Genomic DNA, 17,723 nt, shown 5'->3' with positions numbered 1-17,723 from the left:
TTATGTCACCCCGAAACATCTTCGGGGTGACTTTTTTTTATCTTTATGTAATATGGATGAGCATGTTGATATATTGGATGGGAATGGCGAACCTACAGGGGAATCCTGTTTAAAGTCTGAAGCGCACCGCAAAGGTCTGCTCCATCCAACCGTTCATATTTGGTTCTATACCCCAGAGGGTCGAGTATTGATTCAGCAGCGTGGCAAAAACAAAGCCACTCATCCCCTACTTTGGGATGTTTCTGTAGCTGGACATGTTGCTGCAGGGGAAAAAATAGTTACTGCTGCCATTAGAGAAGTTGAAGAAGAAATTGGCCTTACCATATCGGAAATCGATTTGGAATCTTTAGGGACTTTTAAGACCGTTCATAAAATTGCGGAAGATTTTATAGACGCTGAACTGCATCACATTTTTCTGTGCCAACTAAGCGTGACTTTGAATCAACTTACCAAACAAGAGAGTGAAGTTGAGGATTTAGCCTTGGTACCCCTTTTCAAATTTGCAGAGGAAACATGGGGTTTGGCCAGCATGGGCAAATACGTACCGCACGGACCTACATATTACAAAACCATTATTAAGGCGATCAAAAGTCGGACTTAACTTTTTCCACAAATTCTTCAAGTGAATCCAACGGATAATCTTTTTGGTCGCCCGTCTTCATATTTTTAGCTACAAATTTGCCATCGGTCAACTCTTGGTCTCCCAGGAGAATCACATAAGGCACTCCCCTTTTATCGGCATATTTAAACTGTTTCTGTACTTTGGTATCCGTAGGATATAAATCGGCCCTTAGACCTTGTTTGCGAAGTCCAGAAACCAATTTTAAGGCTGCCATTCCTTCTCGCTTTCCAAAATTGAGGCAAAGTACGTCCAACGAAGAATCCAAGCTATCCGGGAACAGATTCAATTCTTCCAAAACCAAGTAAATACGGTCCAATCCGAAGGAAATACCCACACCGCTCACATCTTTGAGTCCAAAAATGCCTGTAAGGTCATCATAACGGCCTCCGCCACCAATGGAACCCATTTGTACGCCTTCCGGTGCTGCAACTTCAAAAATAGCGCCTGTATAATAATTAAGGCCTCGGGCAAGGGTTACATCCAACTGCAAGTTGGCCGATTGCAAACCGACCATATCCACGGTGGAAATAATCTCTTCCAGTTCGGAAACCCCCAACATTCCCACTTCGGAATCAGCAAGAATGGTTTTTAGTTTTTCCAACTGCTCGGAAGCAGTACCCGTCATATCAAATAAAGGTTGGGCTTTGGCAATGGCTCCTTCGGAAATGCCTTTTTCCATCATTTCGGTCTTGACCTTCTCCTCTCCTATCTTGTCCAATTTGTCAAGAGCGACGGTAAAATCGACCAATAAATCTTTAGCGCCAATGACTTCAGCGATTCCAGAAAGTATTTTACGGTTATTGATTTTGATGATTGCTCCTTTCAGGCCCAAATCGGCAAAAACAGCATCATACAACTGTACGAATTCCACTTCTTGAAGCAAAGAGTCCGCGCCTACCACATCGGCATCACATTGATAAAACTCACGAAAACGCCCTTTTTGTGGACGGTCGGCACGCCATACAGGCTGAATTTGGTATCGCTTGAAAGGAAAATCTATTTCGTTCTGGTGCATTACCACATAACGGGCAAAGGGTACGGTAAGGTCGTAACGCAGGGCTTTTTCGGAAATCTTGGGCGTCAAAGAAGCTGAATCCTTAGAACTATAGGTTACATCATCCACTTTGGAAATAAAATCACCCGAATTCAATATTTTAAAAATCAAGCGGTCCCCTTCATCCCCATATTTTCCCATCAAAGTCTCTGAATTCTCAAAAGACGGAGTCTCTATCGGCTGGAAACCATAGGTTTCGAAATGCTTTTTTATGGTTTGGATGATATAGTTGCGCTTGGCCACCTCTGCAGGTGAAAAATCGCGGGTTCCTTTAGGTATGGATGGTTTCTTTGCCATGTAATGTAAAATTCTCGTGCAAATATAAGGTTTTGGTCGATGCATGTAAGATAGTAATGCAAAAGATGAACAGAGGGTGAATGGAAAAAGATTAAGGGCTTTATCCATCGTTCCGTTCTTCGCAAATGACAATGAATCTAGACCCTTGATTTTTGCATATCAGACCTGAAGGAAAACTACCAAAAAATCTTAAAACCTACCATATTAATATCGCAACACTTTTATATAGCTCAGAAAATTATACCAAAAAACTCATACGTCAATTCAAATGGGGTATCCGTCAATTACGCCTACCATTAATGTCGTAATTATCTTTTGTTTGTGGAAACTTTAAAACATTTTACATGAAAATTTTAAAATTAATTTTAGGTTTGGCATTAACCACTTCCTTTTTTGTTGCTTGTTCTGGAGAAGATGGAGAGCAAGGTATTCAGGGTGAACAAGGCATCCAGGGCGAACAAGGGCCACAAGGTGAGATAGGACAGGACGGTAATGCAAATGTATCTAAGCTAATAATTGATGTCAGCTTTATTGATGTTCCTGCGAATGTTTTTAAATTTCCGGTGGACGAACTTACAAATGAAGTTTTATCCACTCATACACTAATCTTCTTCTTAGAAGATGTAGACAAAAATTTATATTTAGCTATTCCCGGTAGAGATTTTTCTCACGATAGACAATATGACATTTCTGTATCTACTGGAGAGGTCAATTTGAGTATGTCCGATTATGATGGAGGAATTCCTTCGGGTTGGATAGTGGGGCTATATGAAAATCTACATATTACTATGATAAAAATAAACCCAGATGCAACAGCAGGTAAAAACTCAGTTGCCCACAATTTAAAAACCGCTGGGGTGGATATTAATAACTATTTTGAAGTGATGGAATATTACGGTTTAGAATGACATCAAGACTTGACCAATCCAAATAAATACGGAATTATCAAAAAACTCGGTAATTCCGTATTTCTATTTTAAACGTTACGATATCCCGCTAAAAATGAAATATTAACTTATTTTGTTCAATACTTCAAGCTACACGGTTACAAATAAAAACCTTGGTTTAGGATTTCTTGAATGCGTGATCAGTGTTTCATAATCTGCTCAAACCATTGGTACAATTCTCCTTTGGTGATTACACCGCCTTGCTTGATGATTTCAAATTTATCTACGTTCTTATCCTCCCCGTATGCCTTGGATGCGGTAAGATATTCCACAAAATCGGATTGAAAATTGCGTTTGAACCAACCAAAGCCTACTTCTGTCCTTAAATCTATTTCTGGATTCATGATCTTAACGGAAAGGAGCTTCATCTCTTTATCCGTCAAATGGAACAGATGCATGTGGCGCTCGGAAATGTTCTCCAAATACTCCACTTTACTCAACACGCCTTCCCATATCAAATCACTAAAAACATCTATCTCCTCTTCGGCAACTTCCGGTTTTTCCTTTTTTAATGTTTCCCACTCCTCCGCAGTAATGGATTGGGTCGCCAAAAAGTTGATAAATTCCGGGTGGAGCTCTTCCAATTGCTCCTTGGTCAATCTTCTATATTTCATGCTGCAAAAATATAAAAGGTAAGTCAGAACCACCCCGTTTTTGGAACAAGAAAACCGTCCAAACCTTGAATTTACTACGATTCTTTAAGTTTAGATTAACACCTATACTAGTTGTGATTTTTGGCAAGCCCTTTTATTTATTGTAGTTTCGGAAACTAACATTATTAATAAAACACGTACAGAATGAGATTCTTAAGATCATTTAAAACTTTAGTGGTATGCATTGCGACCATTGGTGCGAGTTCTTTTACTCAAATGAACGCACAAGAGCAAATAGAGGTCACCGATGCAGAACTAAATAAAATTGCCTCGGCATTCCAAGGTATCCAAAAAGTGAACATGGAAGCACAGCAACAAGTTATAAAAAAGGTTGAGGAAAGTGGCTTTGACGCCAATAGATTCAACGAATTATATCAAGCCTCTGCATCTCCAGAAAAAGCTATTGACGCCAGCGACGAGGAAAAAGAACGCTTCGGAAAAGTAATGAACGAAATACAACAGATGCAAGCTGGTTTTACTGAAAAAATTGAAGAGATTATCAGTAACGAAGGTATGAGCATAGAACGCTACCAAACTATAGCGATGGCCTTGCAAAGCGATACGGAACTTCAAGGTCGTTTAAGGACTATGCTGGCAGAACAGCCACAATAGAAAAAATCCTATATTGAAAAAAAAAGCCCGAGCAAATTGCTCGGGCTTTTTTATTGATATATTAACTGATACGTTAGTTAAGAATTATCTTTTGAATGGAATTTCCAAACTTTGTTTCTAAAACTATAACATATAAACCTGAAGGCAACCCTGTTATATTCATTGGAATTTCGTATTCATCTTTATCAAACGCCTGCTCTTGACGAATTAGAGTGTTATTGGCCAATCCGAATATTTTTAAACTTATATTACTCAATCCTCCCAACTTAATATTTGCATTTAATCTTCCATTTGTCGGGTTTGGGTAAATTATAAAATGTTCAATTGTTTCTTCAATATTCTCCTTAGGTCCTCCTTCTGTTATATTCTCCCCCTCTAAAACAAGAATCTTCTTTGTTTCTGTTGATAAACAATCCCCCCTATATGCTAATAGACCAACCTCATATTCGCCTGGTTGGTTAAAGACCATCTCCAATTCATCGTTATTTTTATCCAATACTATTGCTTCATCCGGAACTACCCACTCCAATTCATCCGGAATAGGATAACTAAGGTCTACCGCCAATACTGTTTCACCAGTTATAACCTGACTTGACATTGCAAATTCAGCATTGGTCTGGTCTGGCTGGCCCAAAACTACCGAAGTTCGATACTCACATTCATTGTCATCCAACACCACAATTTCGTAAGTACCCGACTCCAATCCGTCAAATATCGGTTCTTCTTGATAGTCCACACCTGTATTTATGGAGTACCTATAAGGCACCACTCCTCCTGATGCGCTGATTTGAATATTTCCTTCATCACCAAGAAAGCATTCGGTAATATTTGGAATTGCTGTTACAATCAATTCTTCAACCGGCTCATCGATCATAATAACTTCGGTCACTTCCGGAACGATGGAATTATCGGAAACCGATAATACATATGTGCCCGCGGAAAGCGCTATGATTGTTTTTTGGTTGGGCGCTGAAAAACTCACATCCCCTTGCTTTTCCCATATGTAGGTAAAGGGGGCAATCCCTGTTACATTTGCCGTAATCGACCCAGTAAAACCTCCTTTACAGTTTACATTGACCGTATTTATCCCAACTATGGCAAGAGGATCGGGTTCGCTTATTTCTATTGGTGTCCCCAAAGTAGCTTGACATCCTAACTCATCGATGATAACCACTTGATAAACGCCTGCTTCCAACCCTACCAAATCGGTATCTGTAGATTCCGCCGTAGGTTCGTAGGGTTGGTTGTCTTTTGTCCAATGAAACGTAAATGGAGGGGAACCATTGTCCAAAGAGACTTCTAAACTTCCATCATTTTCCCCGTTGAGGGAAACATTGGTTTGGGCAATCTTTTCAACCGTAAAAAAGGCTTCGGGTTCCTCAATGACCATAGGTTCGTTTTCATTGGTAACTTGGCACTCCCCATCCGAAACAAAATAGATATACTCGCCAGCTTCCAAATCACTTCTCGCAGGGCCATCTTCCTGAGTATCCAACCAACTGACCGTGTAAGGTCCACCCGTTCCTCCTGAAATATCAAGTTCAATGCTTCCCGTGGCCTCATCTTTACATACCACATTGCTTGTATTGACCTCAACGGTAAGCAAAGGATTCACATAATTAAACACATACACTTCCTGCACCTGGCTGTCACCATTATCGGTAACCGTCACGGAATACTCTCCTTGTCCTACATTGATGGATGGTGTGGTCTCTCCGGTGGACCAAAGATATTCGTACCCGCCATTGGTGCCACCACTTGGGTTTGCCTCAAGAATTCCCACGTCCCCATCACAGGTTATTTGCAAAGTTTCCGTGATTTCAACGAATAAAGGTTCCAGTTCCACAATCTGGATTGATGGTTCCTCAGTAAGACACCCTGTATCCGCATCTTCAATAGTCAACACGTAGCTTCCCGATTCCAACTGATCCAAATTGTATGGATCTTGTGGTTGAAATGCATCACCATCTTTTTCCCAATGCAGGATGTAATTTCCGCTGCCCCCAATAATACTGTTAATGATAATTGATCCCGTGGGCAAATAATTCTGGGGAATGCCTGGTTGGAACACTTGATGTGCATCCAGTTGAGGGCTTGTGTTCTCGAAATCAACCACAAATTCTTGGGACTCATAATTACAGTCTTGGCTATCGGTCAAGGTTACGGTATAAGTACCCTCTGGCAGGTTCAACAAATGGGTGTCAGTAGAACCTTGGGGCAAGACGAAATCGTTTCCGTCTCTTTTCCAATTAAATGTATAGGGCGGAGAGCCTCCCGAGGGCGTTATGGTGATTTCGCCATCGTTACCGCCTTGGCAGGTGACATCTATAATCTCATTTAACTCAATGTTGAAAGCATCAGGTTCGCCAATGGTTACCTGCTTTTCTCCACCTTCGATTGTGTCATCACCTACTTTTACAATCCAATGCATAGTATACACCCCTGCTTCGAGGGATTTTTCTTCATCCTCATTTTTATAGAACAAAGTATTTCCCTGAAAATCAGAATCATATAAGAGAGGTGAATCGTGCAAAGCGTCATTATTCTGCATAAATATCAACTTCATAGTTTCCTCTTCGGTCAATGCGCGGTCAAAAACTGCTGTTATTCCCCCATCCTTACCACCTGGACATTTAACATCTTCCCCTACCAAATTGTTTTGGACATCGGGGTCTAAAACTGGGACACAAGGGAAAAGATTTATGTTCAAAACATCTGGAGAGGAAACTGTGCCTTCTTCATTATAGTATACCTTAAATTTTACTATGCTTTTATCTGAAATTCCATCTATCTCGGAAGGGCTGAACATATAAGGGTTGGCATGTTTACCATAAGGTAAAAGCACTTGTTCCGGGCCATTGTCCACAAAAATGGTTAAAGAATAATATGCTGAACAGACATTGTTGATACCACCTGTAATTTGAATAGGTTGAGACTCACAATATCCCATCTCCTGTATATTATTAATATCAGCCAAATGCACAATTTTATAGACATTAAAATGTTCTACATCAATATCAGGCAGTGCAGCATTATTCGCCCAGAAAGTAAGACACCCTAACGAATTACTCATATAATGCATAGTCCAAATATTACAATTTGGGTCTTGTCCGCCACCACCGTTTGAATACTTCCTTACGTTTATAAAATCATTAGGAGTGTCTAGAACTTCATCTATATAGTAAGGAATAAAACTTTGATCATTAGATTTAAATAAAATTTGATGATTGGGTTGTCCCAGTTGTTGTTCGTTAATGATTTCTTCAGCTAGATACAGCCAATAACTATCAGGCGAACACTGGCCATTTCCTTCTCCAATGAATTCAATTTTAAATTTATTCTGCGCATAAATTACAGATGGTGCTAAAGCAAAAACCAATAGTAGAAACCAAATAATATTCTTCTTCATTGTTCTAGTATTTTATGTCAAGTTCTTCCCACTGACTTGTGCTGCCATCAGTAAAAACCGCTTTTATACCATATCCATAATTGGAATTTGGGATGAGTTTCGTATCTACGAATTGACCAGTGGAAGGCTTAAAGGTTTTGTATATGCTGTAATTGCTTTCGTTTTCCTTTTTGTACAGATGTATTTCCAGTACCTTGGGTTGATTATATCTCCAGGTCAAGGTGATGTTTTTGCTTTCCCGGTCCACTTGGGCGTAAAATCCCTTAATTTTTGGTTTTAAAAGGACTTGAGGTGTGGCAACACTTACCACAGGCGATGGTTTACTTTCCAGTCCGGCAGTGTTCATCGCCGTAATGGTGTAGCTGTATGTGGTATTCGGTTCGGTCTTGACATCCTTAAATGCTGTGATGGACACATCCTCAGTTTCATAAACGTTTTCCCATAAACCATTATCCGACCTAGGGTCTTTTCTATAAATAATTTGTTTTACCAGTTTATCCGAAGAACTTCTTGTCCACTTTAAAAGAATGGTATCATCCAAGAGTTCATATTCCGTAAAAACAGGGCTGGTCGGCGGTACCCGGCTGGGGCGCTGCAGTACCAAAGTATCCGAAGGTTGGGATTCATTGTAACGAAGGTCAGATGCGATGATTCGATAATATACCTTGCTTGCAAAGTTTTTTATATTGATGGAATCCTGAAAGTTGGTTTCAGACATCTCCTTTCTGGTCAACCGGGTGAATTCTTGGTTGTCGCGGTCAGCTCGAAGTACTGTGTACCCTTTCAAATCCATTTCCGTGTTGGGGTCCCAAGATAATCGTACCACACCAAGCGTATCCACTTTGCCCTGAAGTCCGACAGGCTTGTCGGGAGGTATGGAATCCACAGGCTGAATCATGGCGGGCGAAGAATCTTGATGATCTCCGGCTATGCCGTGTGCCCTGACCTTAAAATAATTGATGGTTTCCAGTCCATTGTATTGAAAGCTTCTTGTTTGCTTGTCCAGCGCTGTGGCCACTTCTTTGTAGGGTCCTATGGCCTTGGGTGCCCGAAGCACATCAAAACCGGTTAGTTTCCAAGCTTCATCCTTGGGAAAACCCCATTGCAGGGCAACTTCTTTTTCTGAAAGAATATTATTGGTCGTAAATTGCGGTATCGCCAACAGCTCTTTAAAAGCGATGACGGATGTTGTGTCGGAATGTGGTCCTGTTTCATTGAACAAAGTTCGTCCTTTGACACGGTACCAATATTTTTTGCCATATACTGGAATACTATCCGTAAAAGAAATACCCGAAGATTTGGTAATGGCCAGTTTAGTGATGGGGGCATCGTTTACTTTGGAAAAGATTTTTCCATCTTCGGATTTTTCCAAATCGTAAGCAGTGTAAAAATCAAGCAATCCATCATATTCCCAAATCAACACAAAAGCATTGTTGTAGTAGTAACCTGCAAAATCATAAGGTTTGGGCAAACTTTGTTCAATGGTCGGTGCGATTAAAATACCGGATTCATCGATTTTTAAGATTTCCTGTGGAGTTGCTGGTTTTATGTTGTACAAATATCTTTCCCCTTGCTTTACCTCCTCATCAACATAACCTAATCCTGCATATTGTGCAGCTACAAAATCCTGATCTACGGCAAACATGGAAAACCCGAATCGCTGCTCCAACTCACTGCTTTGATTGACCACCTTCATAAAAAGGTTTTCACTTTCATCATTAACAGAAAAACTCTCGCCATAAATTGCTTGAGCTGCCACCGCGGCCATATCATTGGTTTTGATGAGGGGCTCCCATTCAAGTAAGGGTTTGGGCTTGATGGGGTCAGTGGTCAACAATACCCTTTCTGGTGTTTCCAGAGGGCTGCCCTCCCTAAAAATGGTGACTCTTTCCACACGGTACCCATATTCGTTACCATATTTCCACGCCCATTTATCATCCACTCCCCAACGTAGGTAAATAGCGTCCTTTTTGGCAAACCCCTTTACGACCAACTTTGGTGATTGTATGGAATCTAAGGTTTCGTCCTGGGACCAACCAAAGAAAACGAAGAGGATAAAAACCACTAATCCGAAAGCTTTTTTGAAATCCATCTTTTTTATAGAGAGTTTTTGTAGATCACAGTTTTGGAATTTCCTGAATTTTTGTCAGGCAAAACGTAGCTAAAGCGTACTCGATATTTCTCCTGTCTTATGAAAGGAAACCTCCCCCACATAATGTGTTCATATTTTTGAAGTTTGGCTTGATTGTTAAGGTCATCAACCAAGTAGCGATTGGACACTTGATATTGCAAATCTTTAAAATCGGAATAGTACGTAATGGGCAAATGCCAACGGTAAGGGAAATAAGTCTTCAAAAAGTTGTTTTCCCCATCAGTTTGCAAATAGTTAATATAATTGGAGCTTAGTTGAATCGATTTAATCGGTGGGATACCTAAAACCGACTCGTTCCTTTGCACCCGTAAATCACCATCCAAAGGATATTCATCATATACCAAAGGATAAATATCCTGTTTGTAATATTCATCATTCAGTAACGCCCTTGCTTTAATCAAAGGTTTGTTCTGGGTATAAATGGTTCCAACTAGTTCCTCAATACTAAATGGTTCAAATTTGTCCATAATCAAGGACATTCGCGCTACATTTGATATTGCTCCCGAATCTTGATACCCATCCAAATATGTTATTGTGTTATTTACCTTTAAGGCATTCATTTTTTGGCTGAAAGTATCATGACGACTTGTAGAGAACGAAAAGTCCAGTCTAGAAATAAAAGCACCACTTTGAGCACTTCCAACGATGGTATTTGTGGAAATTTCCAAATCCTCTGAGACTTGGCTGAATTCTTCTTTGGTCATCACCAAGTTTTCTTCAACATCACTCGGGTTAAGGGTAATCAAGGCATAGATATAGGTGGTTTCATTGTCCAGGTTAGGGATAGAAAAATTCAATCGTTTTTGGGAAGCTATATATTGAAAATCTGCTTTGATTTTGTTGCCTGCCTTATCCAAAAAGTATAACTCATCCTTATATCCATTCCCAAATAAATAAGCCTGACCAGAATTGAGTTGAATGTAACCGGAAGTGCTTTCGCGCGGCAGCATATATTTTTGATCCACGACAGGATACATATATTCTATATTCCGATAAGGTATGTAGCGTGGTGCATCTCCCGTCACAAATCTGACTTCCTTCTCCTCATAAACGGGTTGCCCATTATCCGTTACAGAAACCCAAATGCCGCCCAATCTTTTCTCAAAAGATACTTTGACCATAACATGGATTTCTTGTTCGGGAGGTAAAATCTCAAAGGACTTAAAAATGGCCATGTCCTTGGTGTCATTGAACGCTAATTCCCCATCAATTGGGTTTCCCTCCGAGACAACCCTAAGTTCCTTTAAATTTATACGGTAGCGTTGTCTTCCCGTGTCATCTTCAATTTCCATAACTCCTCCGACGGGGGCATTGAACGCTACTTGAATTGCCTCAAAGACGTCTACATCTTCATTTCCGTTCCTTGGGGAAATATCAGAAATCATTACTATATCCTGTAATCCAGATTTACCTACGATCTCGCACTCTTCCCCTATGGTCACTTTTAATCTGGTTCGAATCCTTACCACGCCCAAAACCCTCACATCTACACCAGCATATCCCTTGATAAACCAAGGATTTGGTAATTGGGCCTGCGCCAAAACGGCCAATCCTGCTTTTAAAATCGGCACCCGTTTTCGCATACCGAATAGTTTAACCTGTGCGCCTATTTCTCCTTGGAGGTAAGCATACAATTGTCCAGTGGCATACCATCCATCCATACCCAACGGTCCAGGTTCTCCCAAACAATGGGCATCACCAAAGTCACGCATCATTAAATCAAAACCCACTCCGGCCCAAACACTGGCATACACAATGCCCCAATCAATGTCTTTGCCCACTGAGAAGGACGCGCCGAATGCATAGCCTGCCCCTTGTGCCAGTTCTTGATTAAAGTTTCGGCCAAATAGAAGTTCATCCCCTTTAAGGTCCAGAATCTCAATAACATTTTGTGGTGGTAAAGCGGGGTCGGGAAGAATGGTTCCCGTCATAAAGTACAGATCCACTTTAGCAGTAAGTGGACCTATGGGTATTCCCTTTAACCCAAACCTTTTACGCGGGGTTCCCACATAAATATACCAGTCTTCCGGAGCGTTGTAGAACTCCAAATACCCCAACCTGTTCTTTTCCCCTGCCCCTTTAATGGGTCCTGCATTCAAGAAAACATCGAACATACCCCAGTAGGTCCTGTTCTCAAAATCAAAATCTATGGCGACCTGTGCCGCAAAAAGTTCTTCCCCCGTAAGGATTTCTGGGAATACATGGTCCGCAAAGTATTGAATGCCTTCGCGGTCTATGGATAGCTCATGGAAATTGGACAAGGATTGTTCCTTATCCGCAACATTTTGCTGCATATCATCAACCGAACCAAAAGGATCTCGTGAACTTCCACCGCCTTGTATCAAAGCAGCTGCCCCATAGAATCCCAATCTGCTTACCCCTCCACCGTTGGAGGCTGAGTTAAAACTCATTTCTATAGCGACCAACCCAGTAAAAGCGGCACCTTTTTTCACCTCAAATGCTGCCAAGGCCTTAAATCCAAGACCAATATTTTCATCTGGGGCATAATATATTCCCGACATGGAGCCTGCAGCATCATTCAGCCCAGATTTTCGCATATGATGATAAACCCCACCACCAATATCATAAATCGTAAAATTTGGGTTGTCGGAGTCTGTTGGTCTTCCATGGGCATCTACATACCAATAGCGGTACTCCCCAGTATTCCCAAACAAGCCCCAGGCCCCTATTTCAATGCCCAGACTTTCGGAATATAAATCCAATTCACCCGTAAATCCTTTTCCATAAACCGCATTTTCCTTGAAGAACACTAGGCGTCCTTTGAACTCAAATCCTTTGCGGGTCACATCAACCTCCACTTCGCTGACTTCAGTGGAGTCATATTTCCATTTTAAATAATCCCCATCTTCTAGCCTGCCAAAAATATGTACCCGCACGTCACCACGGATTCCAGATTCATCCAAATTGATGTAACTGTTCATAGAAAGCTTGGCTTCATCATCTCCGACCGTGGTCATGGAAATATCATATACACCGAACTCAAATCCTGCCATTTCAGGTGCAGCAATGGAGTCCAAATAACCCGCGTAGCCGATGGACAGATACGGTCTTTCTTTGGTTTGAATATGGAAATCTTGAAATTTAAGTCCTGAAAAAGTCAATAAATCGTCATCTGAATGGGACAACTCAGCATTTTGCTCTTGATCAAATGCCATTACCCCGGAGAGGTTGGCCTCTGGATAGAATTTTTTGTCCTCGACTTCCAAATTGATGTAGGACTCTTTAAAAATTACAGCTTTGGACCTGAAAATATTAAAAGGTACGTCTTCCTGCACCTCAACCTTTACAAAGTAATCCTGATTGGAAGAAATGATCCCGGAATACCCCAATTGCCCCCCGGAACTTTCGGAATCACTTATGGGCAACACTATTCTCCCCTTAAATCCTGCCCTCATAAAACGATTGACCTTTAGGTCAACCCCCAAAGAATCCAATGAGAACTGCCATTTGTTGGCACTTCCTTCATCAATTCCTATAATATTGGTGGCAAAAAAATCGCCGGACACCCCAAAATTGTCCAACAATAAGTTGTGGGCGCCAATAGTAACCCGTTCTTCTGAATTTCTTTTATTGAATTCCGGAGGCAAATACACGCTTACCTCTTTTGCGTAAAAACCTCGCCACAAATTTTCATTGCCTGGCACCAAGAGGTTTTGCGCAGTATACAATTCCGGAAAATCCATACCGCTGGCATTGGCGGTATCGCTCAAGTCCAAAACTGTGTTCTGCATTTTAAAACCCCAGTTGGGCAAAGCCCGCAACTCAAAAGGGGGTAAATCCAGTTGAATGAGCAAATCGTTAATGTTGGTGGTCCTGAAGGAGAAACCTGCCCCTACATAGCTGTCGTTGCCCACCACATTTTCTCCGCTGCCCGGCTCTGTTTTGTCCGGGTGTTCGATCTCTCCATTCTCGGTAAGAGGAATAGCCACAGTTTTGGCAATACGGACATCGGCACTAATGGAAATTTCGCTGACCTTCCCTTCGCAATCAATACTGATGTAGGTTTGATCATTGGCTTCTCCATTGGGGTCAAACCCTCCCAAAAAGGTAAGCATCCACTGCCCTCCGCCCCGACCAACTGGAACATTGGTCAAAAGATTGAGTCTTGCCTCCTCATAGATGCCACCACTTTTGGATATGCGTACGTTGGTGGCACTGAACATCAATTCCGTGTTCAACTCGCCAAGTTCCACTTTGGCAAAGAGGTCAACTTCGGTATAGGTGGGGTGGTATTCCATTCGGAAAATGCCCAAAGTAATATAGGAATTGGATTTGTTGGGTGTATTTTGGGAATTGGGGGTAATATTTTGTTTAAGCCCTACGGGCAACTCCACCGCTTGTTGCCCCCCGATTATTTGAATAAAACGCTGCTCGTTCTCAATGATCTGAAACACCTCGTTGGCCTTGTCCAGCACTTTTTGGGTATCTTCATCGATACTGAACTGCTGGGCCACATATTCCGGCGAAAACTCGGCCACGCCATCCAACAGACCATAATGCATATCCATTGTGGTAGATTCCAATTCCGGAAAACTTCGGAACTTAGCGGGAGTTATTTCCTTTTGGGATTTCTGTTGCTGCCAACGTGCAAGTAAAGGTGCTACATTGGTTTGTTCAGGTGCTGTGGCATCCTTGAGGATATGTATAGGCAATGTACCTGCATCGGAATGCAATTTACCTTTGGTAATGGAATCGTTGGAAATGGGCGTTGCCCATAAAGTGGCACAACACCATAGCAGTGTTAAAGCAAGTAGGTTGGTTTTCATATAGTTGTTTGTTTCCGCCACATTTTAAAAAATGTGTGGATAAAGGGTAAGTAAGGCAATACAAGATGATATTAGCAATATGAATTTATGGATGCCCTATTTGAATTGATGGATACACCAAACGAAGCAACGGAATATTGAAAATAACTCTTTTTTGGGTGTCTTTGAGCACTTGTTCGAGGAACGCTTTTTTAAAAAAGTGTTCGGTGTGCGAGTAAATATTTGTGTTTTGGAGAATGAACCTTTGTTAGAATTATGCACGAGCGTGACGCTAGCATATCCATCGCTTAATATTTATATAGCAATTGGCACTATCTCTTACTCATATTCGGCACCAGCCAAGAGGCTCGCGCTAGCGGGGATAAGGCCCAACCGACCCAACCTCTTCCCCTTTTCTTACAATGGTTAAATCACCAATGGCCTCTTCCCCAAATTGATAGATATATTTTTAAATTCTCAAGAACCTTCGGGCTCCATTATCTTAATTTCAGAATACTCTTGTAGCCTTTGTTTCATTAAGTAGTATAAATAAAAATCGAGCCTTACTTTACTGGTCAAGAGTTTGTTTTCATACATATATCTTCCAAATTCTCCCCATTGTTGGATATGCAGTGTAAACCAATTACCTTTTTCAAAGCCACTGTAACCATCAAGAATCACAAGTAATCCCATAATTGGTTGCTCAATGAAAATGGCTGGGATTTCTTCATGAATTGATTTTTCTTTACCTCCAAACTTGACCCCTGCAAATATTTTTTCAGATAATATTTCCCCTAATTCCTCTAAGGACAAAGTTGATTGTAAAGAAATATATCCTAAAAAATTTGGAGTAGTATTTTTTTTATTCATTATTGAAATATTTTAGATCCGTTAGATTTAACAACTGTGTTAAATTCAATTTCAGTATATACTCTGAACGCCAAAGGTTTGTCATCTTGGAAACGATACCCATTTATTTTTTTCAAAGAAGCTTCCAAATCTTCACCAATACTTTTTATGGCAGCATCAACTTCTTTAGCATTTCTAAACCTTACATTAGCTGGAAACTTAGCTGCCAATTCATCACTAACAATAAAGGCATCTACATCCCAATCCGTTGGGTCAAATGGACCTCCAGTTGAGTATTTTGTACCAGTAGCCAAAGAACCTCGATATCCAATTTTTGAGTTAGGATAAAGATTCTTTAGTTTTTGCATTTGGCGTTTTAATAAACCATCAACTATTTTAACAGCTTCTTCCCAAGAACTTACCAATACTTTTCTAACATTGGTAACGCCAAACCCAATATCATCTCCACTTTTAAGGACATTGAGTTCTCCAATAGTTTCCTCACCAAAGTTATCGATATATCTGGTTTCTTGAAGGGTTTCCAAAACAGTTCCCTCCTCCAACCATTTCAATTCCTTGTAAACCCTTTCTTGGGAAAGTTAAGACTGTTGAGCAAGGTATTTTTTATATTCAATTTTCCATTTTTTCATAAAGTCTTTTTGCTCCTTGATAGTTCCGATACCATGGGGTTCACATATATCAAAAATATTTAGTACAGGTTTCTCAGCATCAAAATCATAAGTCAACTGATACGTCGAAATTCCATTTGAACTATCTCTCAAAAAGCCAGAAGCCTGTACATCTTTTCTAGAGCCATTAAGACATATGAGGCAACCTTTTTCCTCTAAATGAATTTGTAACTTACGATAACAATCTAATAAATCAATCCCACTTACTATTACCTGTATCATTAAATTAGTTCTGAGATTTATCTTTGTTGGGTTTACACTATATTGAAGCAAAGCTTTCCCAAACTTTTTACGAGTTTCTATATCCACTAAATATGTCTCTACCTCCTTAATCATGGAATGTAATTTGGATTATTAATTAAATCTCCTACTATATTACCAACTTCATCAACTTCGAATGCTCCTTTTATTTGAGTAGAAGGAATTACGTGCTCAATTACAACTTCTAACTCATCAGCATAAACATTAACATCTCCCAGTGCAGAATAAAAATTATTCACATCTGTCATAGCACCTTTCTTATCGATAATATAAACATAACCTGCTTTATCCTTAAGAAACTTTGAAGTTGCTACCGATGGCTGTTTTGTAGTGCCTATGAAGATACTTGGTGCATTTGTTTCTACATATTCAAATAAATCTGTACCTGTGCCCTTTGCTATAAAACCATTTTGAAATATGTCATTAAAACTTCTTGTGTCTCCTCTATAAAGCTTGGAAGTAATGTCATCTACATAGGCTAGAACAGCTTCATCAATATTTTGAAAATAACACTGCCTCCAATTGCCAATCTAAACCCAACATCACCCCCATTCTTCAGAACGGTTACATCACCAACGACCTCTTCCCCAAAGTTATCGATATATTTGGTTTCTTTAAGGGTCTCTACAACGGCCCTAATTGGGCAAGTATTTTGCGATTAAAAGGTTTGATTTGGAAATTTTTCAACAAACTCTACAACAGATTCCAAGTCATAACCATTTAAATTATTTTTAATTAATCCTAAAGCTTCTTTTCCTTCGAAACGTATATAATCGATTTTCCATTCGTTTAAATGTTCAAGGTATACTAAGTCTATCAAAATAGAATTCCCAGGTTAAATGAGAAGACTATATCCTAAACAATGCTGGTCTATCTTCTTAAGTGCAGGTTTATAGCGATGGGTAAATCCTGCTTTCTTTAACTTTTCTTTTTCCATTATCAATATGTTACTAAGCCTTCAATTGAAGTGAAAATTCCATTTTCATTTTTGACACCTTTTATATACTGTATCTTATCAAACCCGTTTTCCAAAGCCATTTTCAAGACTAGTCAAAGGATTTAATTTCTATTGTATTGAGTTTTTCAAATAATTTTGATAATTCTTTCTTCAAATTCTTAACCTCTTCCTTATTCAATTCTTTTTGTAATAATCCATCGGATACAATCTTTGATTGTTTTTTCAAAAACTCAGTCTCTTGATAGTATGCAAAACCAAGATTTTCTATCCTTAACCTTATTGTATTCATAGTTGTTATTAGATTCTCAACTTTATTTTCTTCTTCCGGATAAAAGTAAAAATCTTCAAACACCCTAGATACTGCTTGATTCGGCTCCTCATTTTGAATTATTAAGCTAGAATACGATTCATTTATCGCTGTAATTAATTCTTTGTATTCCCAGTTTTTCATTTT

The 17,723-nt window shown here is 40.0% G+C and carries 13 protein-coding genes; 3 read left to right on the top strand and 10 right to left on the bottom strand.

The features are described from left to right. Nucleotides 1-52: 52 nt before the first annotated feature. Complete coding sequence (locus tag ACQQ5U_RS01375) at nucleotides 53-601, top strand: NUDIX hydrolase (protein WP_437395128.1); 549 nt, start codon at nucleotides 53-55, stop codon at nucleotides 599-601. Here the strand turns inward: ACQQ5U_RS01375 and hisS are convergent. Continuing rightward, a complete protein-coding gene (gene hisS, locus ACQQ5U_RS01370; protein WP_437395127.1) occupies nucleotides 585-1,973 on the bottom strand; it encodes a histidine--tRNA ligase in 1,389 nt (462 codons plus the stop codon). The two genes, ACQQ5U_RS01375 and hisS, sit on opposite strands and share 17 nt — an antisense overlap. Nucleotides 1,974-2,317: 344 nt before the next feature. Between hisS and ACQQ5U_RS01365 the strand changes: the two genes are divergently transcribed. After that, a complete protein-coding gene (locus tag ACQQ5U_RS01365; protein WP_437395126.1) occupies nucleotides 2,318-2,881 on the top strand; it encodes a hypothetical protein in 564 nt (187 codons plus the stop codon). Nucleotides 2,882-3,060: 179 nt separating this feature from the next. Here ACQQ5U_RS01365 and ACQQ5U_RS01360 read toward each other — a convergent pair whose 3' ends face one another. Beyond that, nucleotides 3,061-3,534, bottom strand: coding sequence for a DUF6495 family protein (locus ACQQ5U_RS01360; protein ID WP_437395125.1), 474 nt, complete (start codon nucleotides 3,532-3,534; stop codon nucleotides 3,061-3,063). Nucleotides 3,535-3,717: 183 nt separating this feature from the next. On the opposite strand from ACQQ5U_RS01360, the gene ACQQ5U_RS01355 reads away from it, so the two are divergent. Next, nucleotides 3,718-4,185, top strand: coding sequence for a DUF4168 domain-containing protein (locus tag ACQQ5U_RS01355; protein ID WP_437395124.1), 468 nt, complete (start codon nucleotides 3,718-3,720; stop codon nucleotides 4,183-4,185). 73 nt (nucleotides 4,186-4,258) lie between these two features. Here ACQQ5U_RS01355 and ACQQ5U_RS01350 read toward each other — a convergent pair whose 3' ends face one another. The 8 genes from ACQQ5U_RS01350 to ACQQ5U_RS01315 all read right to left on the bottom strand — a co-directional run bounded on the left by ACQQ5U_RS01350 (nucleotide 4,259) and on the right by ACQQ5U_RS01315 (nucleotide 17,720). Continuing rightward, entirely contained in the window at nucleotides 4,259-7,594 is a 3,336-nt protein-coding gene (locus ACQQ5U_RS01350) for a T9SS type A sorting domain-containing protein (protein ID WP_437395123.1), read from the bottom strand. A gap of 4 nt (nucleotides 7,595-7,598) precedes the next feature. Continuing rightward, complete coding sequence (locus tag ACQQ5U_RS01345) at nucleotides 7,599-9,686, bottom strand: fibronectin type III domain-containing protein (RefSeq protein WP_437395122.1); 2,088 nt, start codon at nucleotides 9,684-9,686, stop codon at nucleotides 7,599-7,601. A gap of 5 nt (nucleotides 9,687-9,691) precedes the next feature. Continuing rightward, on the bottom strand, nucleotides 9,692-14,533 hold the full coding sequence (locus tag ACQQ5U_RS01340) for a hypothetical protein (RefSeq protein ID WP_437395121.1): 4,842 nt from the start codon (nucleotides 14,531-14,533) through the stop codon (nucleotides 9,692-9,694). Nucleotides 14,534-14,989: 456 nt separating this feature from the next. Beyond that, nucleotides 14,990-15,382 (bottom strand): hypothetical protein, encoded by a 393-nt coding sequence (locus tag ACQQ5U_RS01335; RefSeq protein ID WP_437395120.1) that lies wholly within the window; start codon nucleotides 15,380-15,382, stop codon nucleotides 14,990-14,992. Further along, nucleotides 15,382-15,933: a hypothetical protein gene (locus ACQQ5U_RS01330; RefSeq protein WP_437395119.1), complete on the bottom strand. Its 552-nt coding sequence runs from the start codon at nucleotides 15,931-15,933 to the stop codon at nucleotides 15,382-15,384. The genes ACQQ5U_RS01335 and ACQQ5U_RS01330 overlap by 1 nt, the downstream gene beginning before the upstream one ends. 27 nt (nucleotides 15,934-15,960) lie before the next feature. After that, nucleotides 15,961-16,386 carry a hypothetical protein gene (locus tag ACQQ5U_RS01325; RefSeq protein ID WP_437395118.1) on the bottom strand — a complete coding sequence of 142 codons (426 nt, stop codon included), beginning with the start codon at nucleotides 16,384-16,386 and terminating at the stop codon, nucleotides 15,961-15,963. Then, nucleotides 16,383-16,775 carry a scabin-related ADP-ribosyltransferase gene (locus tag ACQQ5U_RS01320; RefSeq protein ID WP_437395887.1) on the bottom strand — a complete coding sequence of 131 codons (393 nt, stop codon included), beginning with the start codon at nucleotides 16,773-16,775 and terminating at the stop codon, nucleotides 16,383-16,385. The genes ACQQ5U_RS01325 and ACQQ5U_RS01320 overlap by 4 nt, the downstream gene beginning before the upstream one ends. 582 nt (nucleotides 16,776-17,357) lie before the next feature. After that, nucleotides 17,358-17,720, bottom strand: coding sequence for an Imm3 family immunity protein (locus ACQQ5U_RS01315; protein ID WP_437395117.1), 363 nt, complete (start codon nucleotides 17,718-17,720; stop codon nucleotides 17,358-17,360). Nucleotides 17,721-17,723 lie beyond the last annotated feature (3 nt).

This window comes from Flagellimonas lutimaris (assembly GCF_051494225.1).
Taxonomy (GTDB): Bacteria; Bacteroidota; Bacteroidia; order Flavobacteriales; family Flavobacteriaceae; genus Flagellimonas; species Flagellimonas lutimaris_A.
Note: the sequence above shows the minus strand (reverse complement) of the source record. Positions and strands in the feature narration are given on the sequence as shown.